The sequence below is a fragment of the Cupriavidus sp. JZ107 genome, assembly GCF_053903255.1.
The window spans coordinates 115,011-136,273 of record NZ_CP096480.1 but is presented as its reverse complement, the minus strand read 5'-3'; the positions used below and the strand labels follow the sequence as shown (position 1 = coordinate 136,273).

Here is a 21,263-nt window from a genome sequence, read left to right as displayed (position 1 = left end):
TCGCATGACGGCGGATGGCCAATCCTGCCGCGTTGCGCTACGCCACCGTCGCGTAAGCCAACGTCTTCGGCGTCTTGACGATGACCTCCGGCCGCTCGCCCACGATCACCGTATCGTCGAGGCGGAAGCCACCAAGTCCATAGACATAAAGACCCGGCTCGGCGGAATACACCTCCCCTGCCAGCAACGGCCGCGTATTGAACGCCATGTCTTCCGGATACTCATGCAGCATCAGGCCAACGGCATGGCCGGTCCGGTGAAAGACGTATTGCGCGCAGTCGGCCCGCTCGATCACCTGCAATGCCGCGGCATCCATGTCGCAGACGCGTTTGCCCAGCACCGCCGCCTCGACCGCGGCATCGGTGGCTTCGGCCGCGACGGAATACAGGCGCGCCTGCTGGTCCGTCGGCTTGCCGCAGAACCAGGTCCGTTCGTTCTCGACGTATAGTCCATTCAAACGCGGCAGCACCAGGTTGACGATGGTGTCGCCCGCCGAAATGCGCGCGCCGCAGGCCGCGCCGTCGCCATGCGGGGAGGCGGAGGCGGGGCCGGACAGCGTCCAGCACTTCAGGATGTCGAAGTCCTCGCCGGGGAAGCGGCGCGCGGCTTCCTCGACCATCAGGGCCGCCATCGCGTGATCGAGCTCCTGGACCAGCCGACCGGCGCGAATGTTCTCGCGGTACCGGTCCTGCACCCAGTCCGTCAGTGCACCGAGTTCGCGCATGACCTGCTGTTCCTCGGCATGCTTGACCCACCGCAGGCTGCGCATCTCACCCATCGCGGGCCGCAGCGTCATCTCGGGCAGATAGCGCTGCGCCGCCGTGAGGATGGGGTGGGCGACGTCCACTGCGATGCGGGACATGCCCAGGCCCTTCTGCGCCAGCAGCGCCGCCACGACCTCGGACAGCTGCGGCGCAAGCGGCAGGCGATTGGAGACACGCGGGTGCTCGGCGTAATAGGTGATATCCGACAACCACACCTTCCCCTTTTCGGTGGCGAAGCGCATATGGTTCGTCGACAGCTCGTTCATCACCGCAAAGGTGTCGCCGTTGCGCGGAACGACGACGAAGACCGGCCGTTCCCAGGGCCATACGTCCAGCTGGAAGTTGGTCGCGAATTGAAAGAAGTCGGGCGTGCCGAAGACCAGCGCATCGACGCGCAGTCGGTCCATCAGCTTGCGCATCGACGCGAGTCGATATTCGTGGACGGCTTTTGTCAGATGAGGCATGGCGTCGTGATCAAAGAGAAATGCCGAGTTTGCGGATGACCGGACCCCAGGCTTCAGAGTCGCGCTTCATGTGGCGCTCGACCTCCGTTGAGGGTCCCTTGATCGGTTCGAGGAACTGGAACGCCAGCTTCTCCTTCAATTGCGGGTCGTCCAGTGCCTGATTGATGTCGGCGTTGATCTTTTGCACCAGCGCCGCCGGCGTGCCGGTCTTGGCGACGATGGCGTACCAGCCCGGCACCGCGACGTCATAGCCCAGCTCCTTGAAGGTCGGCACGTTGGGCAACGCGGCGAGACGCTTGTCGCCGGTGACGGCGAGCGGCACCAGCTTCTGCCCGACGATGTTTGCGTGCACGCCGGCCACCACGTTCATCATCACCGGCGTCTGGCCGTTCATCAGGCTGGTGGCGCCGCCCGGCCCATTGAACGGAACGTGCTGCAGCTTGATTCCCGCCTTTTCGGCGACCAGTTCCATTGCCAGATGCGTGGAATTGCCGACGCCGCCCGACGCGAAGCTGATCTCGCCGGGACGCGCCTTCGCCATCTGCACGAACTCCTGCAAGGTCTTGACCTTCAGCGACGGCGCGGCGACGAAGACGAACGGCGAGTTCGCCAGCATGGCGACGCCCACCAGATCCTTCGACGGGTTGTACGGCAGCTTCGGATACAGATGCGGGTTGAAGCTCAGGTTCGACACGCCGGCAAAGAACAGCGTGTAGCCGTCGGCGGGCTGCGACAGCACGTAGCTGATCGCAAGCGTGCCGTTCGCGCCTGGCTTGTTCTCGACCACCACCGCCTGCTTCCAGGCATGTCCCAGCCGTTCCGCCAGCGCCCGCGCCAGCACGTCGTTGCCCGTTCCGCCGGCCTGGGGCACCACCAGCCGGACCGGCCTCGAGGGATAGTTTTCCGCCTGCGCGATACCGGGCAGCGTGGCGGCCAGCACTGCACCCGCAGTCCAGCCCAAAAGTGTTCGCCGTTTCATTCCTGCACTCACCGTTTCGTCGATTCGTCCCGCTCGGGATGTCGTTCGGCCGCCGCAGCCGTCGGCCGAATCGAGTCGAAATGTACCACGTGGTACACGGATCGGTGTAGCGAGGGTATACGCGAACAATCGCGCGAAGAATCGCGCGGATTCCAGCGCGGATTACGGCGCGAACTCAGCGGCTGGAATGCAGGGAAAGCAAGGGTAGTCGGCGGATCATCGCTGGCGCGGCCGCGTCATCATTTCGGCGAAATATTCGATCGCGGCAGTGGTGCCCTTGCGGTCGCCGGTGGTGACCAGATCGAGCAGCAGCCCGCGGATCGTCGCCACTTCGACGCGGGCCAGCAGCTTCGCTTCGCTTCGGCTCATGCCGAGGCTGCGTTCGAAGCGTTCGGCAAGCATGCCGGTCCAGCTGCCGATGACATCCTCGAGAAAGCCGCTGAAGCGTTCGCGGTCGCGAATGGCACGGCCGTAGATCTCGAACACCAGCTGCATGATCGGCAGGTAGTTCGATGCCGAGTATCGTTGCCAGGCGGCAACCAGCGCTGACTTCGGATCCGTGCCCTCGGCCAGCGCATGATGTCGCGCCTGCTGTTCGGCATGGCGGATGCGATGCAGCAGCGCCTGCCAGAAGCCGTCCGCCGAGCCGAAGTAGTAGATCAGCATGCGGTGGCTGGTGCCCAGGGCCTCGGCCACGCTTCGCAGCGACAGGTCGCCAAGGCCATGGGTCAGCACGTGTTCGGTGGCAGCGTCGAGGAGTTGAAGGGCTTGCTCGCTGTTCGCGCGTGCGCTGGCGTCGGGCTTCTTGGTCGGCATGGGTGGCGGTCGGTATGCGGGACAACGACGCGAGGGCGTCGCGAACCGCGATTCTAGCCGCGGTCCGCCTCGCTACCGGCGAAAATTCCGGCACTGCGCGTGAGCGCGCAAGCCGGCAGGACGCTCAGGCCTGGACGATCGTCTCGAAGCCGCCGTAGATCATCCGCTGCGCGTCGAAAGGCATGTTCTTCATGTCCTCCGCCAGCCGCGGATCGGCCATTGACGCCTTCATGCCCTCGTCCCGCTTCTCGCGGGACGGCCACTCGATCCACGAGAACACCACGGACTCGTCGTCCTTGCGCTGCACCGCCATCGTGAACGACGTGACCTTGCCCTCGGGCACATCGTCGCCCCAGCATTCGAACACCCGGAGGGCGCCGTACTCCTTGAACACGTGCGCGGCCTTTTGCGCCATTTCGCGGTAGGCCTCGCGGTTGGCGGTGGGCACGGCAATGACAAAACCGTCGACATAGGACATGGTGGTCTCCTTGGGAATCGATCGGCACCGGCGGTCGGGTCTGCGCCAGCTGGCGCTGCCTCTCGCTCGGAATGCGTCTCGTTACCATAGCCCAAGATCCGCCATGTCCAAAGTGGACAGCAGGCTAGCCCTCCCCCTCCCGCGGTAGGAAGGCGTCGCCCTCGGCCAGCGGCGCGAAACGATAGGTCGCCGGCGTGCGCGACAGCTTCACAGGCGCGCCCAAACCCCGGTAGCCGCCTTCCATCTCGACCACCATCTCGCGATGCGCGGTGTGCGCATGCTGCAAGGCATCGGGCACCGACAACACCGGAGCGCAGGGCACGCCGGCCTGCACCAGCGTATCGGCCAGCGCCTTGCCGTCGCGCGTGCTCAACTGCGCCTCCAGCTCGGCCTTCAGCGCGGACCGATTGACCGAGCGTGCCCCGGCCGTCGCATAGCGCGCGTCGTCGGCCAGCGCGGGCACGCCAAGCTGCTGGCACAGGATGCGGAACTGCCGGTCGTTGCCGACCGCCAGGAAGATCGGGTCGGTGGCGGTCGCCACCGTGTCATACGGATAGATGTTTGGATGGGCATTGCCCGTGCGCCGCGGCGCCTTGCCGCTCATGAACCAGTTGGCCGCGTGCGGATGCAGCAGCGACAGGCCCGAGTCATACAGCGCGGCCTCGACGAACTGGCCGCGGCCGCTGCGCTCCCGTTCCTGCAACGCCAGCAGCACGCCCAGCGCGGCGTTCAGCCCGGTCACCATGTCGACCACGGGCAAGCCGACGCGCAGTGCCTCGCCGTTCGCCTCGCCGTTGATGCTCATGATGCCTGCCATCGCCTGGATCGCGGCATCGTAGCCCGGCAGGCCGCCCAGCGGCCCGTCGGCGCCGAAGCCCGACACACGGCAGTGCACCAGGCGCGGGAAGCGCACCGACAGCGCCTCGTAGCCCAGGCCCCATTTCTCCATGGTGCCCGTCTTGAAGTTCTCGATCAGCACATCGGCGTCGGCCAGCAGCGCGAGCAATACCTCGCGCTCGGACGGCGCCGCCAGATCGAGCCGCATCACGCGCTTGTTGCGATTCAGGCCAAAGTAGTAGGAAGCCACGCCGTCCTTGAACGGCGGGCCCCAGGTCCGCGTGTCGTCGCCCTGCGGCGGCTCGATCTTCAGCACATCGGCGCCGTGGTCGCCGAGGATCTGCCCGCAGTAAGGGCCGCCCAGGATGCGCGACAGGTCGACCACCCGGATGCCGGCGAGCGCGCCGGTGCTTGCTTGCGTCATCGAATTTCCCTGGCTCGTTGCCATCGTCGGCATCGTCGTCGATTCCGGTCAGTCGAGCTGCGCACCGGACTTCTGCACCACCGCGCGCCACTTGCCGACCTCGGCCTTGATAAAGCCGCCCAGTTGCTCGGGCTTGGTCGACGGCGCGAACTCGAGCCCCTGTCCCTGCAGCGTCTTGCGGACCTCCGGCTGCTTCAGTGCGTCGGCAAAGGCCGAATTCAGCTTGCCGATGACCTCTTTCGGCGTGCCGGCCGGTGCGACCACGCCGAAGAACACCGATACGTCGAAGCCGGCGACGCCCTGCTCGGCAACCGTCGGCACATCGGGCAGCGCCTGCGAGCGCTCGCTGGTCGTCACGCCGAGCGCGCGCAGCTTGCCGCTCTTGATGAAGGGCAGCGCGGTCAGCACGTCGGTAAAGGTCATGCTGACCTGGCCGCCCAGCAGATCGTTCAGCGCCGGACCGGTGCCCTTGTACGGAATGTGCTGGAAATCGGTGCCCGCCAGGTTGTTGAACAGCACGCCGGCCAGGTGCGATGAGGCGCCGTTGCCCGACGACGCATAGGTCAGCTTGCCGGGATTGGCCTTGGCATAGGCGATCAGCTCGCGGACGTTCTTCGCCGGCACCGACGGATTGACGACCAGCACATTCGGCAGATGGCCGATCTGGATCACCGGCGTGAAGCTCTTGACCGGGTCGTAGTTGATCTTGCGATAGAGGCTGACATTGATCGCCAGCGGCGCCGACGTGCCGAACATCAGCGTGTAGCCGTCGGGCTCGGCGCGCGCGACGGCTTCCGCGCCGATATTGCCGCCGGCGCCGGCGCGGTTCTCGACCACCACCGGCTGGCCGAGCGTGTTCTTCAGCGAGGCCGCCAGCGTGCGCGCCATCGCGTCGGTCGGACCGCCCGGCGGGTAGGTCACCACCATCATGATCGGCTTGGACGGATAGTCCTTCTGCGCGAAGGCGGGCGCGATGCCGGCGCACAGCGTCAGCGTGGAAACGGCGGCGATCGCCGCGATGCGTTGCCAGGGGGTCATCTCATGTCTCCTTGTCGGGCCATGCGCCGTCGGGATTCATCGTCCCGGGCGCTTGTGGGGTTGCTTGTTCGGTTGCTTGTTGCGTGGCTTGTCGCGTTGCTCATTGCGCAGGACCGGCCGCGACGGCATGCGCCTCGCCGCGGGTAGGTCCGCGTGTCTTCAGAACAGGTCGACCTGATCGACCTCGCCGGCAGGCTGCACCGCGCCTTCGGCCGGGGGTGCCACGGTGTCGGCCAGCCAATCGGGTTCGGCGCCGCCCGCCAGTGGGTCGCGCGGCAGCACACGGTGGATCAGCACCAGCTGGGCCAGACGCATGCGGCGCACCGAGCCGATGCGTCCCGCTTCCCAGGCCATCGCCACCGCGCTGGTCACGTGGTACAGCGCGGATGCGGCCTGGCGCGCGAGCACATCGCCCGCGGCATCGGCCTGGGCGGCGTCGGCCGCCAGCGTGCAGGCTCGTTCCAGCGCGCCTTCGAACGCCACACGGGCATTGGCGTGCAGCGGCGTCTGCGCCAACAGCTGCTGTAGATGGGCCCGCAGCACTGGCAGTGCACCCTCGCGCCGGATCGCCCGCAGCACGTCGAGCGCGACGATATTGCTGGTGCCTTCCCAGATCGAGCCCAGGTGGGCGTCGCGCACCAGCCGTGGGTCGCTCCATTCCTCGATGTAGCCACAGCCCCCGCGGATCTCCATCGCATCGCCGGTGACCTTGCGCGCGTCGCGGCAGGCGCGAAACTTGATCAGCGGCGTCAGGATGCGCATCAGCGGATAGGCCTCGGTCTCGCCCGCATCGGCCCGGCGCAGCGCCTCGGCAGTCTGGAACACCATCGTGCGGGCCTGCTCGGTCGGCAGCGTCAGCTTCAGTAACTGGCGGCGCATCAGGGGCATGTCGATCAGCCGCTTGCCGAACGCACGGCGCTCCCGCGCGATGAACAGTCCTTCGGACAACGCCCGGCGCATCAGTCCGGCGGCGCGCACGCCGTTGGACAGCCGCGAATTGTTGATCATGTCCGCCATCTGCACGAAGCCGCGTCCCGGCTCGCCGACCAGCCACGCATGCGCGCCTTCGAGGCGGATCTCGCCGCTCGCCATCGAGCGCGTGCCGAGCTTGTCCTTCAAGCGGATGATCCGATAGTGGTTCGGGCTGCCATCGGCGAGCCGGCGCGGCAGCAGGAACAGCGACACGCCCTTGATGCCATCCGGCGCCCCATCCGGACGCGCCAGCACCATCGCCAGCTCGGCATCGGGATTCGAGCAGAACCACTTGTCCCCGATCAGTCGCCAGCCGCCCTGCGCCTCGGGATCGGGGATCGCGCGCGTGGCGGTGGCCGCCACATCGGAGCCCGCGCCCTGTTCGGTCATGAACATCGCGCCCTGGTACAGGTCCTCGAACACCTGCGTGGTCAGGTTCGGCAGGAAGCGCTCGACCAGCGCCGGATCGCCGAACTTGCGCAGCGTGCGCGTCAGCGAATCGGTCATCGACAGCGGGCAGCACAGGCCGAACTCCGCCTGCACGAACAGATAGGTCAGCGCGTACTTGGCCGCCGCCGGCATCGCCTGCGGCCAGCCCAGCACGCCACCGCGATGCGATACCGCCGCCAGCCCGAACTCGGCAAAGGCCACGCGTTCGAGCTCGACATAGGCAGGATGCTTGTCGATGCGCTGCGCATCGATACCGGTGCGCGTGCGGTGCGTCAGCGTGGGCGGATGGTGGTCGGCGGTATTGGCCAGTGCATCGAGCACGCCGCCGGCCAGCGCGCCCATGCGATCCAGATGCGGCAACAGATGCTGGTACAAGTCCGCCGGCAGATACAGCGGCAGCAGCGCGCGCAGATCAGGATCGCTGGCAAATAGATTGACGCCATGCTGATCGGGCACCGGATGCAGCGGCGGCGTCGCCGCGACGTCGGGTTGCGATGAAACGTCCTGACGGACGGCGCTGCTCGGCATGCTTGTCTCCTCTTCCCACTTCTCGGTCCGCCGGAACGCGGCCGGCTGGATGATGGAATGTTGGAGGAGACGGCGATTTGCGTCCAATACTAAGAATGGCTTGAACGATATGTTTTTTGTATGGATGGCCGGTCAGTTTGCTCCCGCCATGACGGTCTCACGGCGTGTTGTCGGAGTCAGGCACATGCAGCCGGCCAAGCAGATCGGCCGGAAAAGCGCTGAGTGCCCATTGCGGTATACGGCATGAGTGCTGTCGGATTCGTCCGTTTTCCCACGAGAGGATCAGTCGCGGACGAAGCGCAGCGTTATCCAGCACAAACGTCCGGTCGGCAATGGCGAAGCCTTCTCCAAAATTGGCCAAGCTTCTTGAGTGGCGGCGTCGAACATCGTCGGGAGGAACCCAGTGTCCACCGTCTGCGACACGCTGCGCTATTCTCGCCATGCAGAGACCGGGTTCCGGGACGCCGATGAAGATCAGGTTGACCTTGTAGCCGGCGGCTTTGGCGGCCCGCATCAGCGCGAGTTCGCGCTTGCCCGAGAACGTCGTGTCGACGGCGAACGATTGCTGTTCCGCAAGGTGCTTCTCTTGCTCTCCAATGGCAAGTTTCCCTGCCTGGACCGCAGTGACGCCAAGCCGAGCAGCAATGGAATCTGGCGACACCACGGGAATGCGGTCGGCAAACCAGCGGTCAGCAACGGTTGTCTTGCCAGCCCCGTTCGGTCCTCCGATGACCCACAGTTGTGGCATGGCTCAAAGCCCGCGTACGACCGAAATATTGCCGTGCGAATCCACTCGCACCAGCTGCTCGCTACCGTCCGGGTTCTTCTTGACCAGGAAACCAGGGTACTCGGGCTTGGCATAGTAAACGGGGCGCCCCTCTGCCAAGTGCTTGTGAGCCGCAGCTTCACCTTGCGTTGCGATGGCCTTTTCGAAATCCGCCGATGTACTGAAGACATCCGAAACAGGCTTTATTGAGACGGGACGCATGCTGCCTCCTTCACGCCAGACGCTAGAGAAGCTTATTTTCGCACAGGGCACTGCAGTGTTTTGCGCGACTCGAGCACACCGTGGCAGCTAGGGAAATACCCGCCCTCCCCCACTACCAATGCGCAACGCGTTGCATACTGTCCCGCCACGGCGCAGCCGTGCGAGCCGGGCGGGACAGCCTGGCCGTCGTATCGAGACCCTCGCATCGACACCATACAAAGGAGACAACATGCAACGACGCCAGATCCTGCGCCTCGCCGGCGCGGCATGGGTGGCGGGCGTGGCCGGGATGCCGGTCGGACGCCTGCACGCCGAAGACTTTCCCACCCGCCCCCTCAAGCTGATCGTGCCCTATGGCGCCGGCGGCATTACCGACCAGATCGGGCGGGCGCTGGCCGATGCGGCGGGGCGCGAGCTTGGCCAATCGATCATCGTCGAGAACAAGCCCGGCGTCAGCGGCACGCTGGGCGCGACGCAGATGGCCACCAGCGAGCCCGACGGCTACACGCTGACGATGGCGCCGGTGGTGATCTTCCGCCTGCCGCACGTGCAGAAGATGCGCTATGACCCGCTGAAGGACCTGACCTATATCTCGATGATCGCGGACTACAACTTCGCGGTCGCGGTGCGCACCGACGCCAAGTGGAAGACCATGCAGGAGCTGGTGGCCGAGGCCAAGGCGTCGAGCCGCGGCATCACCTACGGCACTACCGGCATCTACGGCAGCCAGCATCTGACGATCTCGGAACTGGCGCGCATCACGCAATCGAACTGGACGCATGTTCCCTACAAGGGCGACGCCGAGGCCATCACCTCGCTGCTCGGCGGCCAGTGCGACGTGGCGATGCTGACCAACACGCTGCTGCCGTATGTGAAGAACGGCCAGTTGCGCGTGCTGGCGGTGCTGTCGGAAAAGCGGGCACCGGACTTCCCCGATGCGCCGACGCTCAAGGAAATCGGCTATCCGGTCTGGTCCAATTCGCCGTTCGGCATCGTCGGTCCCGCCGGCATGAAGCCCGACGTCGTGAAGAAGCTCGACACCGCGTTCCGCAATGCGTTGAAGGACCCGAAGCTGCTCGCGGTGACGCAGCAGTACGGCATGTCGACCAACTACATGGGCCCCGAGCAGTACACCGCTTATGCGCAGAAGGCCTTCAAGAGCGAGGGGGCGATCATCCGGCGGCTGGCCGAGGCGATGAAGAACCAATAAGGTTCATTGCCGGTTCATTGGCGGTTCATTCGCGGTTCATTGCGGTTCATTCGCCCGCACCGCGGCCGAGTTCTCGCAGCAGCGTCTGCTGCGGCTCGGTCAGCGTGCGCAGCCGCGACGGCAGGTCGATGGCGACCGTCAGCAGCAGGTCGCCAGTCTTTTGTTTGGCGCGATCGTGCAGGCCCATGCCGCGCACGCGGATCACGGTGCCGCTGCGCGTCATCGCCGGGATCTCGGCCATCACCGTCTTGCGAAACCGCACCACCGGCACGCGGCCGCCGAGGCAGGCCAGCACGAAGTCGATCTTCAGCTCGCGCGTCAGGTCCAGCCCATCGACGCCGAACACGCGGTCCTTGCGCACCCGCACCTTGCACATCAGGTTGCCGTTGGGACCGCCGTCGATGCCGGGGCCGCCCATGCCGCGGGCGCGCAGCACGGTGCCGTCGATCACGCCCGGCTTGATCTGCACGCGCAGCGCCTTGTCGACGCGAACCTTGCCGGTGCCGCCGCAGGCATCGCAAGCCGCCGGCTCGACGCCGCGCCCGGCGCAGCGCTCGCAGGCGCCATACGCGTTGAACAGGCCGCGCCGCACTTGGCCCGTGCCTCCGCATGGTTTGCAGGCCATCATGCGGATGCCGCGCGCATCGCAGTGCAGGCAGTCGACCGTCATCCTGACCCGCGTCGAGGCCATGCCGCCGAGCACCGCCGTTTCCAGCGCGATGCTGGTCTCGCACAGATAGTCGACGCCGGCCTTGCCCGGCGCGTTGCGCCGCGGGCCGCCATGCGGCCAGGCTTCGCGCGCCGGGCGTGGGCCATGCGCGCCGCGGCCGTTGGCGGCGCCACTGCCTGTGCCATTGCCCCCGCCGTGACCGGAGCCGCCGCGCGGCGCCGCGCGCTCGGCGTCGTAGGCCATCCGGCGGCCGGCGTCCTTGAGCACCGCGAACGCATGCTGCAATCGCTTGAACCGCTCTTCCGCGGCCTGCGGATCGTCCGGATTGCGGTCCGGATGCCAGCGCATGGCCAGCCGCCGATACGCCTGCCGGATCTCGTCCGCCGTGGCCGTCGGGGCAACGCCTAGGGTCTGGTAGTGGTCATGGTGCGTCACGGGGGCCTTGTGTTCGCCGTTGGCGCAGCCGGCATTGCAGCGGGCGCGCTACCTGTTCAGCCGGCACATCGAAGGGATAACGGCATGCCGGGCGGAAACTGTAGGCATAGAATGAGGCCCGTTTCCGAAGCGCGTTTGCGCCCCGTCCCACCTTCATCGAAGCGTCATCGAACGCCGCCCCTGTCATGGAGTTTCGCCATCTGCGCTATTTCCTCGTGCTGGCCGACGAGTTGCATTTCGGCCGCGCCGCGCGCCGGCTGTCGATCTCGCAGCCGCCGCTGTCGCTGAATATCCAGCAGCTCGAGGCGTCGGTCGGCGCCCGGCTGTTCGAGCGCGACAGCAAGGGCGTGCGCCTGACCGCGGCCGGGCGGGCCTTTCGCGAATCGGCGACCGCGCTGCTGGCGCAGGCAGAGGAGGCGCGGTTGCTGGCGCGGCAGATCGAAGCCGGTGCGGTGGGCAGGCTGCGCGTGGGCTTTGTCGGGTCGATGCTGTACCGCGGGCTGCCCCAGAAGCTGCAGCAGTTCGAGGCCGACCAGCCCGGCATCCAGATCGCGCTGACCGAGCTCAACTCGCAGGAACAGATCGAGGCGCTGCTGCACGGGCAGCTCGACGTCGGCTTCATCCACACGAGCCGCGTGCCGGACGAGCTGGCCACCCGGCTGATCCACAGCGAGCCCTTCGTCTGCTGCATGCCGTCCGCCCATCGGCTCGCGAGCCGACGCACCATCGCGCTGACCGAGCTGCGCGGCGAGACGTTCGTGCTGTTCTCGCGCAACGCATCGCCCGACTACTACGCGCGGATCGTCGACATGTGCGCGGCCGAGGGCTTCTATCCGCAGATCCGCCACGAGGTCCGGCACTGGCTGTCGGTCGTGTCGCTCGTGTCGCAGGGGATGGGCGTGGCGGTGGTGCCGGCGGCCTTGCGGCATTCGGCGCTCGCCGGCGCGGCGTTCCGGCCGCTGAAGCACAGCACCGTGCCGTCGGAAGTCTATTGCGTGTGGAAGGCGGCGCCGGACCATCCCGCACGCGATCGCTTCGTCGGTATCTTTGCGGCGCCGGCCGCGCGGCAGCGTTCGGCGCAGGCCTAGCGGGCCGACGCCTCGCGATACGCGCGGATGCGCTCGCGCAGCCCCGGCCGCGCGGCCGAGTGGACCAGCGCGGCGAGCTGCCTGGCAAGTTCGCCGCGGTCGGCACGCGACGCGGCATGGATGGCCGCCTGCGTATCGCCGTCGAGCCGGCGCGCCTGACGGGCCAGCGCCTCCAGTGCGGTGTCGGGCTTGCCGTGCTCGTCCGCCAAGAAGGAGCGTGTCGCGAGTCCGGCAGCGAGCGCGGTATCGGCATCGATCGTTGCGCCGGCGCCGATCCATTGGCGCGCCAGCGCCGGGCCGACGCGGCCGGCAAGCCGCGCGGTGCCCAGCACCAGCCCGAAGGCCGCGCCGGGGAAGCCGAAGCGGCCGTCGTCGGCCACCCAGCATTGTTCGCACGCCGCAGCCAGATCGGCGCCGGCGCCCATGGCGCGGCCATGGACCCGCGCCACGGTCGTGAACGGCGCCGTGTAGATGGCCTGCAGCATCAGCTCGACGCGGATGAAGCGGGCGAGCAGCGTGTCGTCGGTTTCGCTGTCGAGGTCGCCGAGGTCAAAACCCGTGCAGAAGTGTTTTCCCGCCCCTTCGAGCAGCAGCAGCCGCGTGCCGTCGCGCTGGCAGGCGAGGACCGCGTCGTGCAAGGCCTGCACCAGCTCGGCCGACAAGGCATTGCCCCGTTGTGGGCGGTTCAGCGTCAGCCGCGTGATATCGCCTTGCCGGTCGATCAGCAGCACCGGCTCGGCCGTGCCGGCGACGGTCGGCGCGCCGTCAGACATCCGGGGCCGCCCACAGATTCGGCGCGAAGCGGTTGGCATAGCCCGAGACGAATTCCTTCGGCGCGCCCGTTGCCGGGTCGAAGACATGGCGGCGAATGCGGCCGATATTGCCGCCGTACAGGTGGACGCTGACCGAGACCCGGTCGTCGAAGGCGTTGCGCACGCGGTGAATGTCGCCGAGCGACGGCGATACCGCCGCGACCTGGCCGGCCTCGAGCCGGGTTTCCTCGCCATCCTGATGGATGCCCCGATCGTCGCGCCGATAACGGATGTCGATTTCCGCGCCGCGCAGCACGCCGATCCAGCCCCACACCGTGTGGTCGTGCACCGGCGTCTGCTGTCCGGGGCCCCAGACGAAGCTGACCACCGAGAAGCGATCGAGCGGATCGCCGTACAGCAGGTATTGCTGGTAATAGGTCGGATGCGGCTGCGCCAGTTCGTCCGGAAGCCAGTCGTCGCGCGCGACCAGCGCCTGCAACAAGGGGCGGGTGCCGTCGAGCAAGGCGGCCTCGTCGCGGTTGGGTCCTTCCATCAGCGACGTGACGCCGGCAACGAATGTCCGCAGCGGTTCGATGGTACGGGTCATGGCGTTTGCTCCTGCGTTTGCTCCTGCGTTTGTTGCTGCGTTTGTTGCTGCGTTCGCCCTTGCCCGACGCCCTTGGCATCGGCGTCGCGAATCGATTCGGTATGCTCGCCGAGCGCCGGCGGAGGCCGGCGCACCGGCAAACCCATGCCATCGAGCCGCAGCGGCGAGACAAAGGTCCGCGTCGCCACGCCGCTTGGCAGCGTCAGCGGGCGCACCCATTCCATGTGTTCGACCTGCGGGTCCTGCAGCGCGGCGGCATAGTCGTTGATCCGCGCGTGCGGCACGCCGGCGGCCTGGAAGGCCGAGATCCAGTGATCGACGCCGGCGCCGGCAAAGCGCTGCTCCAGCAGTTCCTTCAACGCGCTCTGGTTGGCGGCGCGATCGCGCGTGGTGGCAAAGCGGGGATCGTCGGCCAGCTCCGGCATCTGCACCACGCGCACGACCTCGAGCCACAGCTTCTGGTTGCCGGCCGCGATCGCGAAGTAGCCATCGGCGGCGCGGAACGCCTGGTACGGCGCGTTGCGCGGATGCGCCGAGCCGAGCTTGGCCGGGCTGCGGCCGGTGCCGAAATACTCGCTGGTCTGCAGCGCGGCGATGCCCAGTGTGCAGCCATACATGGGCACATCGATATGCATGCCGGCGCCGCCGGCGCGCACGCGAGCCAGCGCGCTGGCGATCGCGAACGCCCCGTACAGGCCCGAAGCGAAATCGGCCAGCGGCACGCCGCATTTGACCGGCGCACCGTCGGGCTCGCCGGTCACGCTGATCACGCCCGCGGCGGCCTGGATCGTCAGGTCGAAGCCGCCCTCGGTGGCGCGCGGACCGCTCTGGCCATAGGCCGACACCGAGCAGTAGACGAGGCGCGGATGGTCCTCGCGCAGGCTCGCATAGCCCAGCCCCAGGCGGTCCATCACGCCGGGCCGGTTGTTCTCGACGACCACGTCGGCCTCGAGCATCAGCTTGCGCGCCAGCGCGACGTCTTCCGGCTGCTTCAGGTTCAGCACGACCGAGCGCTTGTTGCGGTTCAGCGAGGCGAAGTTTTCCGAGAAGCCGGCCGATATCGGCGGCCATTGCCGCAGCGTATCGCCATCGGGTGGCTCGATCTTGACGACGTCGGCGCCCATGTCGGCCAGCAGCATGCCGCAGAACGGTCCGGCGGCGACGGTGCAGAACTCCAATACCTTGACGCCGGCGAGCGGCAGATCCTTCTCGTTCAGATCGGGCATGACGATGGCAGCAGTGGGATGGCGCCGGTTGGCGGGAAGGCGCGCCGGCGGCCGGGTTGCGGGCGCCGGTGCATGCGGGGCATTATATGGACGTGCCGGAATACGGGACAATGGTTCCGTATTTGAGAACAGCGTACCGGAGGCGTGGCGCTGCCTCTCCCCACCCCTCTCCCACTGGTGGGAGAGGGGTGGGGAGAGGGCAAACCCGCGTGAAAGCCCGAGCAATACCAAACCCATGAACAACACCCTGATCAAAGGCCTCGGCATCGTCGAGCTGCTGGCCCATAGTGACCGGCCGCTCGGGCTGACCGAGATCGCGAACCGGCTCGGCATGGCCAAGAGCAATGTCCATCGGCTGCTGCAGGCGCTCACCGAGTTGCGCTATGTGATTCGCGACGAGGGCACCGCGACCTACAGCGCGTCGATCAAGCTGTGGGAGCTGGGCTCCGCGGTGCTGGGCCGGCTCGACCTGCGCCGCCATGCCGAGGGCTGGATGGAACGGCTGATGCAAGACAGCGGCGAAAGCGTCCACCTGTCGGTGCTCGATCGCGGCGAGGTCGTCTACGTGCACAAGATCGACAGCCCCAACCCGGTCCGCGCCTATACCCAGATCGGCGGACGTGCACTGGCGCACTGCGTGGCGACCGGCAAGGCGATGCTGGCGTTCCAGCCGCCGGCCGTGCTGCAACGGATGTCGACCACGCTGGAGGGCGCCACCGCCCATTCGATCGTCGAACCGGAGCGCTTCCTGCAGGAGATGGACAAGGTGCGCCGCCAAGGCTATGCGGTCAACCGCGGCGAATGGCGCGAGTCGGTCCATGGAGTCGCCGCGCCGATCGTCGACGGACACGGCCAGGTGTTCGCCGCGGTCGGCCTGTCCGGGCCGGCGGAGCGCTTCAAGCCGCAGAAGGTGCGCACCTTTGCCGAAATGGTCCAGCATGCGGCCGCCGAGATTTCATCGAGCCTGCGCGGCGGCACCCGGCACAGCGCGCTCGCGCTGGCCACTCGGGGCATGGTCGCGGCGGGCCACTGAGGCGCCGCGCGACAGGGCTTTACCGCGGCTTTACAGGGGCTTTACACGGGTTTTCCCGGGGGTTTACCCCCCATCGGCGGGGCGCGGCGAGCCGGTCGGCGGCAACGAGTGTTCCGCGGAAGCCACAACCGCGCCCGATTGGTGCAGCGCGCATAGGCCGCTCCAAGATTCACCTTATAATGCCGCCACCTGGCCGACATCGAACGGACTTACCCAGTTCTCACCGGTGCGGAGGGCAGGCGGGCGATTGGCCTGCGCAATAACAAGAACGTGGTCATGTAGTGCCCTTTCAGGCCTGAGCCGCGGTCGTGCATGCGCGCCCCGACCAGCCTGTCAAAGTCGCCGGGGAGTTCTTCGATTTTGCGCACGTCCAAGGCCCGCGCCTGGATGATTCGAACAAACACGATCGAGGAGCTCCCAATGAAGCATTCCCGTCTTACCTCCCTTTCTCTCGCCGCCGCGCTGGTCACCTTCGGTGCCGTCGCACAAGCGGAAACCGTCAAGATCGCTATCGCCGGCCCGATGAGCGGCTCGGTCGCGCAGTACGGCGACATGGTCAAGGCGGGCGCGCTGACCGCCATCGAGCAGATCAACGCTGCCGGCGGCGCCGGCGGCAACAAGCTCGAAGTCGTGCTGATGGACGATGCCTGCGAGCCGAAGCAGGCCGTGGCCGTCGCCAACAAAATCGTCAGCCAGAACATCCGCTATGTGATCGGCCACGTCTGCTCGGGCTCGACCATTCCGGCCGCCGACATTTACGAGAACGAAGGCGTCGTGATGGTGACGCCGTCGGCCACCGCGCCGCAGCTGACCGAAGGCAAGAAGCGCAAGATGATCTTCCGCACGATCGGCCGCGACGACCAGCAAGGTCCGGCCGCCGCGCAGTACATCATCGGCAAGGTCAAGCCCAAGAAGGTCGCCGTGCTGCACGACAAGCAGTCGTACGGCCAGGGCATCGCCGCCTCGGTGCGCAAGGACCTCGAAGCGGCCAAGATCCCCGTGGTGCTGTTCGAAGGCATCAACGCCGGCGATTCGGACTACTCGGCCGTGATCACCAAGCTGAAGTCGCAGGGCGTGGACTTCGTCTACTTCGGCGGCTATCACCCCGAGATGGGCCTGCTGCTGCGCCAGGCGCGCGAGCAGGGCGTCAAGGCGACGTTCATGGGACCGGAAGGCGTCGGCAACAAGGACGTCACCGCGATCGCCGGCCCGGCTTCGGAAGGCATGCTGGTCACGCTGCCGGCCGACTTCTCGGCCGACCCGGCCAACGCGGCGCTGGTCAAGGCCTTCGCCGACAAGAAGCGCGATCCGAACGGTCCGTTCCAGATGCCGGCCTACGCGGGCGTCAAGATCATCGCCGACGCGATCGCAGGCGCCAAGAGCACCGATCCGACCAAGGTCGCGGCGTACATGCACAAGAACGCCTTCCAGACCCCGATCGGCAAGGTGGAATACGACGCGCAAGGCGACCTGAAGTCGTTCAAGTTCGTCGTCTTCACCTGGCACAAGGACGCCACCAAGACGGCCGCCAACTGATCGCCGGCGCGGTCCGTGCCAACGCCCCGTTCGTCACCGAACGGGGCGTTTTGATATGCCGGGCCGCTTCGGTCGCGCCCCTCCCCGCGCGGGAGGGGCCCGCCGCGACAGGCACGCCGGCTTCACCGATGCGGCGCCGACAGGCCCGCCCCCCGGCCGACGTGCAGTACAGACGGGACGTACCTCATGAACGAATTCCTACCTCAATTCACCCAGCAGCTGGTCAACGGCCTGACGCTGGGTGCGATCTATGCGCTGATCGCCATCGGCTACACGATGGTCTACGGCATCATCGGCATGATCAATTTCGCCCACGGCGAGATCTACATGATCGGCGCCTATGTCGGCCTGGTGACGCTGACCGCGATCGGCGTGGCGGCCGGCTATCCGTTGCCGCTGGTGCTCGGCGCCGCGCTGCTGGTGTCGGTGATCGTCACCGGCCTGTACGGCTTCGCGGTCGAGCGGGTCGCCTACCGGCCGCTGCGCGGCGGGCCGCGGCTGGTGCCGCTAATTTCCGCAATCGGCATGTCGATCTTCCTGCAGAACTACGTGCAGATCGGCCAAGGCGCGCGCGACGTGTCGGTGCCGGTGCTGATCAGCGGCGCGCTCGAACTCGAGATGGGCGGCGATTTCACGGTGACCGTGCCGTATTCGCGCCTGCTGATCGTCGGCGTGACGCTGGTGCTGATGATCGCGCTGACGCTGTTCATCGGCCACTCGCGCATGGGCCGCGCCTGCCGCGCCTGCGCCGAGGACATGCGCATGGCCAACCTGCTCGGCATCGATACCAACCGGGTGATCTCCTTCACCTTCGTGCTGGGCGCGATGCTGGCCGCCGCGGGCGGCGTGCTGATCGGGCTGACGATCGGCAAGCTGAACCCCTTCATCGGCTTCGTCGCCGGCATCAAGGCCTTCACGGCCGCGGTGCTGGGCGGCATCGGCAGCATTCCGGGCGCGATGCTCGGCGGCGTGCTGCTGGGGCTGGCCGAGACGTTCGCCTCGGGCTACATGCCGGCCGAATACAAGGACGTGGTCGCCTTCGGCCTGCTGGTGCTGATCCTGCTGTTCCGTCCCACCGGCCTGCTCGGCAAGCCGGACGTGGAAAAAGTCTGAGGACCGCGCCATGAATTCCTCCATTTCGATGACGCAATCGCTGAAGAACGCCGTCTCGGCGGCGGTGCTGACCGCCATCCTGACGATCCCCATCCTCGGCCTGCAGCTCAAGCTCGAGGGCTATCGCGTGGTGCTCGAACCGCACTGGCGGCCGGTGTGGATCGCGGTGGCGGCGGTGTTCCTGTTCCAGCTGTTCAAGCCGCTGATCCACCGCACGACCTCCACGGTCAAGCTGCCGGCGCTGCCCACGCTCGCGCCGGGGCAGCAGCGCGCCGCGGTCTGGGTGCTGCTGGCGGTCGGTCTGATCTGGCCGTTCTTCGGCTCGCGCGGCGCGGTCGACGTCGCCACGCTGGCGCTGATCTACGTGATGCTGGGCTTGGGCCTGAACATCGTGGTCGGTTTCGCCGGCCTGCTCGACCTCGGCTATGTCGGCTTCTACGCGGTCGGCGGCTACACCTATGCGCTGCTGAACCAGGCCTTCGGCCTGTCGTTCTGGGAGTGCCTGCCGATCTCGGCCGGCATGGCGGCGCTGTTCGGCTTCCTGCTGGGCTTCCCGGTGCTGCGGCTGCGCGGCGACTACCTGGCGATCGTGACGCTGGGCTTCGGCGAGATCATCCGACAGCTGCTGAACAACCTGACCAGCCTGACCGGCGGGCCGGACGGCATCTATGGCATCCCGAAGCCCACGGTGTTCGGCATCCCGATGACCCGCAGCGCCGGCGAGGACGGTGCCCGCACCTTCCACGACCTGATCGGTCTGAACTACAGCGGCGAGCACATGGTGATCTTCCTGTACCTGCTGGCGCTGCTGCTGGTCGGCGTGACGCTGTTCGTCACCAGCCGGCTGATCCGCATGCCGATGGGCCGCGCCTGGGAGGCGCTGCGTGAGGACGAGATCGCCTGCCGCTCGCTGGGCCTGAATCCCACGCGGATCAAGCTGTCGGCCTTCACGCTGGGCGCGACCTTCGCGGGCCTGGCCGGCGCGTTCTTCGCCGCGCGCCAGGGCCTGGTCAATCCCGAATCGTTCACCTTCATCGAATCGGCGCTGATCCTGGCCGTGGTGGTGCTGGGCGGCATGGGCTCGCAGCTGGGCGTGATCATCGCCGCGATCCTGCTGACGGTGCTGCCCGAGGTCGCGCGCGGTTTCGCCGAATACCGGATGCTGCTGTTCGGCCTGGTGATGGTGCTGATGATGATGTGGCGCCCGCAGGGCCTGTTGCCCGCCAGCCGCCCGCACGTGGAGTTGCCGCAATGAGTGCACAGAGCGCAGAACTGTTGAGAGTATCCGGCCTGCAGATGCGCTTCGGCGGCCTGCTGGCGGTCGACGGCATCGATTTCAGCGTCCGCAACGACGAGGTGTTCGCGATCATCGGGCCGAACGGCGCGGGCAAGACCACGGTGTTCAACTGCGTCGGCGGTTTCTACAAGCCGACCGCCGGCGAGGTGATGCTGGACGACCGCCCGATCGCCGGCCTGCCGAGCCATATGGTCGCGCGCCAGGGCCTGGTCCGCACGTTCCAGAACATCCGGCTGTTCAAGAACCTGACGGTGGTCGAGAACCTGATGGTGGCCCAGCATCGCCGCGTCAAATCGGGACTGCTGCACGGGCTCTTCGCCACCCCCGCCTACCGCCGCGCCGAGCGCGAGGCGCTGGGCCGCGCCGCCGAATGGCTCGATCGCATGGGGCTGCGCGCGGTGGCCAACCGCGAGGCCGGCACACTGTCGTACGGCCACCAGCGCCGGCTGGAGATCGCGCGCTGCATGATCACGCAGCCGCGCCTGCTGATGCTGGACGAGCCGGCCGCGGGCCTGAACCCGCAGGAAAAGGTCGAGCTGAAGATGCTGATCGACCAGCTGCGGCGCGAGTTCGGCATCGCCGTGCTGCTGATCGAGCATGACATGAGCCTGGTGATGGGCGTGTCCGACCGCATCCTGGTGATGGAGCACGGCCGCCCGATCACCATCGGCAAACCCGAGGACGTGCGCAACGACCCGCGCGTGATCAAGGCATACCTGGGAGAGGACTGATGCTGAAGCTGGAACAGGTCCATACCCATTACGGCGCCGTCGAGGCGTTGTGTGGCGTATCGATCGAGGTCAACCAGGGTGAGATCGTCACGCTGATCGGCAGCAACGGCGCGGGCAAGACCACGCTGATGATGACGATCTGCGGCAGCCCGCGCGCCTCCAGCGGCCGCGTGCTGTTCGAGGGCCGCGACATCACCGGCAGCTCGACGCACGAGATCATGCGCATGGGCATGGCGATCTCGCCCGAGGGCCGGCGCGTGTTCCCCAGCCTGACCGTGCTGGAGAACCTGAAGATGGGCGCGTTCTTCGCGAAGCGCGACGAGATCGAGGCGGGCATCGAGCATGTGTTCAAGCTGTTCCCGCGGCTGGAGCAGCGCGCCTCGCAGCGCGCCGGCACCATGTCCGGCGGCGAGCAGCAGATGCTGGCGATCGGCCGCGCGCTGATGAGCCGCCCGCGCCTGCTGCTGCTCGACGAGCCGACCCTTGGCCTGGCGCCGATGATCATCGCGCAGATCTTCGACATCATCCGCACCATCCGCGAGGAAGGCGTGACGGTGTTCCTGGTCGAGCAGAACGCCAACAAGGCGCTGCAGGTGGCCGACCGCGGCTATGTGCTGGAAACCGGCAAGGTGGTGCTGGCCGATACCGGCGCGAACCTGCTGGCCAACGACCAGGTGCGCAACGCGTATCTGGGCGGCTGAGGCGAAAGCAAGGGCGGCGACGCACTGGCCCGGCCACCGCCGTCCGACCCCGGGCGGTGGTGGCCGGGCCGCTTTGCTTGCGGCACGCCAGGCGGCACCCCACGCCAGTACGGCACATCGAGCGTG

21 protein-coding genes are annotated in these 21,263 nt (G+C 67.3%); 8 read left to right on the top strand and 13 right to left on the bottom strand.

Annotation, left to right across the window (positions count from 1 at the left end; translation table 11 throughout):
• Positions 1-37: 37 nt before the first annotated feature.
• The 9 genes from M1D55_RS00605 to M1D55_RS00565 all read right to left on the bottom strand — a co-directional run bounded on the left by M1D55_RS00605 (position 38) and on the right by M1D55_RS00565 (position 8,738).
• The gene (locus M1D55_RS00605) at positions 38-1,228 is read right to left on the bottom strand and encodes a M24 family metallopeptidase (protein WP_456280803.1); all 1,191 of its coding nucleotides are present in this window, start codon (positions 1,226-1,228) and stop codon (positions 38-40) included.
• Positions 1,229-1,238: 10 nt separating this feature from the next.
• Positions 1,239-2,207: a Bug family tripartite tricarboxylate transporter substrate binding protein gene (locus M1D55_RS00600; protein ID WP_456280802.1), complete on the bottom strand. Its 969-nt coding sequence runs from the start codon at positions 2,205-2,207 to the stop codon at positions 1,239-1,241.
• 216 nt (positions 2,208-2,423) lie between these two features.
• Positions 2,424-3,023, bottom strand: coding sequence for a TetR/AcrR family transcriptional regulator (locus M1D55_RS00595; RefSeq protein ID WP_006576122.1), 600 nt, complete (start codon positions 3,021-3,023; stop codon positions 2,424-2,426).
• 124 nt (positions 3,024-3,147) lie between these two features.
• Positions 3,148-3,501 (bottom strand): DUF1428 domain-containing protein, encoded by a 354-nt coding sequence (locus M1D55_RS00590; protein WP_456280801.1) that lies wholly within the window; start codon positions 3,499-3,501, stop codon positions 3,148-3,150.
• A gap of 124 nt (positions 3,502-3,625) precedes the next feature.
• Positions 3,626-4,762: a CaiB/BaiF CoA transferase family protein gene (locus M1D55_RS00585; RefSeq protein WP_456280800.1), complete on the bottom strand. Its 1,137-nt coding sequence runs from the start codon at positions 4,760-4,762 to the stop codon at positions 3,626-3,628.
• A 48-nt stretch (positions 4,763-4,810) separates the two neighbouring features.
• Positions 4,811-5,800 carry a Bug family tripartite tricarboxylate transporter substrate binding protein gene (locus tag M1D55_RS00580; protein ID WP_006576125.1) on the bottom strand — a complete coding sequence of 330 codons (990 nt, stop codon included), beginning with the start codon at positions 5,798-5,800 and terminating at the stop codon, positions 4,811-4,813.
• 159 nt (positions 5,801-5,959) lie between these two features.
• Positions 5,960-7,750 carry an acyl-CoA dehydrogenase family protein gene (locus M1D55_RS00575; protein ID WP_456280799.1) on the bottom strand — a complete coding sequence of 597 codons (1,791 nt, stop codon included), beginning with the start codon at positions 7,748-7,750 and terminating at the stop codon, positions 5,960-5,962.
• A gap of 157 nt (positions 7,751-7,907) precedes the next feature.
• Positions 7,908-8,498, bottom strand: a complete 591-nt coding sequence (locus M1D55_RS00570) for an AAA family ATPase (RefSeq protein WP_082928363.1) — start codon at positions 8,496-8,498, stop codon at positions 7,908-7,910.
• Positions 8,499-8,501: 3 nt separating this feature from the next.
• Entirely contained in the window at positions 8,502-8,738 is a 237-nt protein-coding gene (locus M1D55_RS00565; protein ID WP_082928364.1) for a hypothetical protein, read from the bottom strand.
• Positions 8,739-8,967: 229 nt separating this feature from the next.
• Here M1D55_RS00565 and M1D55_RS00560 point away from each other — a divergent pair, with 229 nt between their 5' ends.
• A complete protein-coding gene (locus M1D55_RS00560) occupies positions 8,968-9,948 on the top strand; it encodes a tripartite tricarboxylate transporter substrate binding protein (RefSeq protein WP_456280798.1) in 981 nt (326 codons plus the stop codon).
• Positions 9,949-9,994: 46 nt separating this feature from the next.
• On the opposite strand, the gene M1D55_RS00555 is transcribed toward M1D55_RS00560, so the two are convergent.
• Positions 9,995-11,053: a DnaJ C-terminal domain-containing protein gene (locus M1D55_RS00555; RefSeq protein WP_456280797.1), complete on the bottom strand. Its 1,059-nt coding sequence runs from the start codon at positions 11,051-11,053 to the stop codon at positions 9,995-9,997.
• A 185-nt stretch (positions 11,054-11,238) separates the two neighbouring features.
• On the opposite strand from M1D55_RS00555, the gene M1D55_RS00550 reads away from it, so the two are divergent.
• Positions 11,239-12,141, top strand: a complete 903-nt coding sequence (locus M1D55_RS00550) for a LysR substrate-binding domain-containing protein (protein ID WP_232205573.1) — start codon at positions 11,239-11,241, stop codon at positions 12,139-12,141.
• Here the strand turns inward: M1D55_RS00550 and M1D55_RS00545 are convergent.
• Genes M1D55_RS00545 through M1D55_RS00535 form a run of 3 tightly spaced genes read right to left on the bottom strand, consistent with a single transcriptional unit; the run spans position 12,138 to position 14,726 of the window.
• Positions 12,138-12,914, bottom strand: a complete 777-nt coding sequence (locus M1D55_RS00545) for an enoyl-CoA hydratase/isomerase family protein (RefSeq protein ID WP_456280796.1) — start codon at positions 12,912-12,914, stop codon at positions 12,138-12,140. The two genes, M1D55_RS00550 and M1D55_RS00545, sit on opposite strands and share 4 nt — an antisense overlap.
• Complete coding sequence (locus M1D55_RS00540) at positions 12,907-13,500, bottom strand: cysteine dioxygenase family protein (RefSeq protein ID WP_023263730.1); 594 nt, start codon at positions 13,498-13,500, stop codon at positions 12,907-12,909. Before M1D55_RS00540 ends, M1D55_RS00545 begins: the two co-directional genes overlap by 8 nt.
• On the bottom strand, positions 13,497-14,726 hold the full coding sequence (locus M1D55_RS00535) for a CaiB/BaiF CoA transferase family protein (protein ID WP_456280795.1): 1,230 nt from the start codon (positions 14,724-14,726) through the stop codon (positions 13,497-13,499). The genes M1D55_RS00540 and M1D55_RS00535 overlap by 4 nt, the downstream gene beginning before the upstream one ends.
• Positions 14,727-14,961: 235 nt before the next feature.
• Here M1D55_RS00535 and M1D55_RS00530 point away from each other — a divergent pair, with 235 nt between their 5' ends.
• From M1D55_RS00530 to M1D55_RS00505, 6 genes are all read left to right on the top strand, one after another.
• Positions 14,962-15,759, top strand: coding sequence for an IclR family transcriptional regulator (locus tag M1D55_RS00530; RefSeq protein ID WP_232205576.1), 798 nt, complete (start codon positions 14,962-14,964; stop codon positions 15,757-15,759).
• Between the two features lie 420 nt (positions 15,760-16,179).
• Entirely contained in the window at positions 16,180-17,295 is a 1,116-nt protein-coding gene (locus M1D55_RS00525; RefSeq protein WP_006576582.1) for a branched-chain amino acid ABC transporter substrate-binding protein, read from the top strand.
• A 186-nt stretch (positions 17,296-17,481) separates the two neighbouring features.
• A complete protein-coding gene (gene livH / locus M1D55_RS00520) occupies positions 17,482-18,408 on the top strand; it encodes a high-affinity branched-chain amino acid ABC transporter permease LivH (RefSeq protein WP_006576581.1) in 927 nt (308 codons plus the stop codon).
• Between the two features lie 10 nt (positions 18,409-18,418).
• Complete coding sequence (locus M1D55_RS00515) at positions 18,419-19,663, top strand: high-affinity branched-chain amino acid ABC transporter permease LivM (protein WP_456280794.1); 1,245 nt, start codon at positions 18,419-18,421, stop codon at positions 19,661-19,663.
• Entirely contained in the window at positions 19,660-20,436 is a 777-nt protein-coding gene (gene livG / locus M1D55_RS00510) for a high-affinity branched-chain amino acid ABC transporter ATP-binding protein LivG (protein WP_456280793.1), read from the top strand. The genes M1D55_RS00515 and livG overlap by 4 nt, the downstream gene beginning before the upstream one ends.
• Positions 20,436-21,137: an ABC transporter ATP-binding protein gene (locus M1D55_RS00505; RefSeq protein WP_064574478.1), complete on the top strand. Its 702-nt coding sequence runs from the start codon at positions 20,436-20,438 to the stop codon at positions 21,135-21,137. The genes livG and M1D55_RS00505 overlap by 1 nt, the downstream gene beginning before the upstream one ends.
• The last annotated feature ends 126 nt before the right edge of the window (positions 21,138-21,263 follow it).

Bases quoted from the DNA above. Each gene is read 5' to 3' on its own strand.
- livH (WP_006576581.1), top strand. From the start codon at position 17,482: ATGAACGAATTCCTACCTCAATTCACCCAGCAGCTGGTCAACGGCCTG.
- M1D55_RS00565 (WP_082928364.1), bottom strand. From the start codon at position 8,738: ATGCGTCCCGTCTCAATAAAGCCTGTTTCGGATGTCTTCAGTACATCG.
- M1D55_RS00540 (WP_023263730.1), bottom strand. From the start codon at position 13,500: ATGACCCGTACCATCGAACCGCTGCGGACATTCGTTGCCGGCGTCACG.
- livG (WP_456280793.1), top strand. From the start codon at position 19,660: ATGAGTGCACAGAGCGCAGAACTGTTGAGAGTATCCGGCCTGCAGATG.
- M1D55_RS00505 (WP_064574478.1), top strand. From the start codon at position 20,436: ATGCTGAAGCTGGAACAGGTCCATACCCATTACGGCGCCGTCGAGGCG.
- M1D55_RS00545 (WP_456280796.1), bottom strand. From the start codon at position 12,914: ATGTCTGACGGCGCGCCGACCGTCGCCGGCACGGCCGAGCCGGTGCTG.
- M1D55_RS00595 (WP_006576122.1), bottom strand. From the start codon at position 3,023: ATGCCGACCAAGAAGCCCGACGCCAGCGCACGCGCGAACAGCGAGCAA.
- M1D55_RS00530 (WP_232205576.1), top strand. From the start codon at position 14,962: ATGAACAACACCCTGATCAAAGGCCTCGGCATCGTCGAGCTGCTGGCC.
- M1D55_RS00515 (WP_456280794.1), top strand. From the start codon at position 18,419: ATGAATTCCTCCATTTCGATGACGCAATCGCTGAAGAACGCCGTCTCG.
- M1D55_RS00560 (WP_456280798.1), top strand. From the start codon at position 8,968: ATGCAACGACGCCAGATCCTGCGCCTCGCCGGCGCGGCATGGGTGGCG.
- M1D55_RS00570 (WP_082928363.1), bottom strand. From the start codon at position 8,498: ATGCCACAACTGTGGGTCATCGGAGGACCGAACGGGGCTGGCAAGACA.
- M1D55_RS00580 (WP_006576125.1), bottom strand. From the start codon at position 5,800: ATGACCCCCTGGCAACGCATCGCGGCGATCGCCGCCGTTTCCACGCTG.
- M1D55_RS00550 (WP_232205573.1), top strand. From the start codon at position 11,239: ATGGAGTTTCGCCATCTGCGCTATTTCCTCGTGCTGGCCGACGAGTTG.
- M1D55_RS00585 (WP_456280800.1), bottom strand. From the start codon at position 4,762: ATGACGCAAGCAAGCACCGGCGCGCTCGCCGGCATCCGGGTGGTCGAC.
- M1D55_RS00600 (WP_456280802.1), bottom strand. From the start codon at position 2,207: ATGAAACGGCGAACACTTTTGGGCTGGACTGCGGGTGCAGTGCTGGCC.
- M1D55_RS00525 (WP_006576582.1), top strand. From the start codon at position 16,180: ATGAAGCATTCCCGTCTTACCTCCCTTTCTCTCGCCGCCGCGCTGGTC.
- M1D55_RS00590 (WP_456280801.1), bottom strand. From the start codon at position 3,501: ATGTCCTATGTCGACGGTTTTGTCATTGCCGTGCCCACCGCCAACCGC.
- M1D55_RS00605 (WP_456280803.1), bottom strand. From the start codon at position 1,228: ATGCCTCATCTGACAAAAGCCGTCCACGAATATCGACTCGCGTCGATG.
- M1D55_RS00535 (WP_456280795.1), bottom strand. From the start codon at position 14,726: ATGCCCGATCTGAACGAGAAGGATCTGCCGCTCGCCGGCGTCAAGGTA.
- M1D55_RS00575 (WP_456280799.1), bottom strand. From the start codon at position 7,750: ATGCCGAGCAGCGCCGTCCGTCAGGACGTTTCATCGCAACCCGACGTC.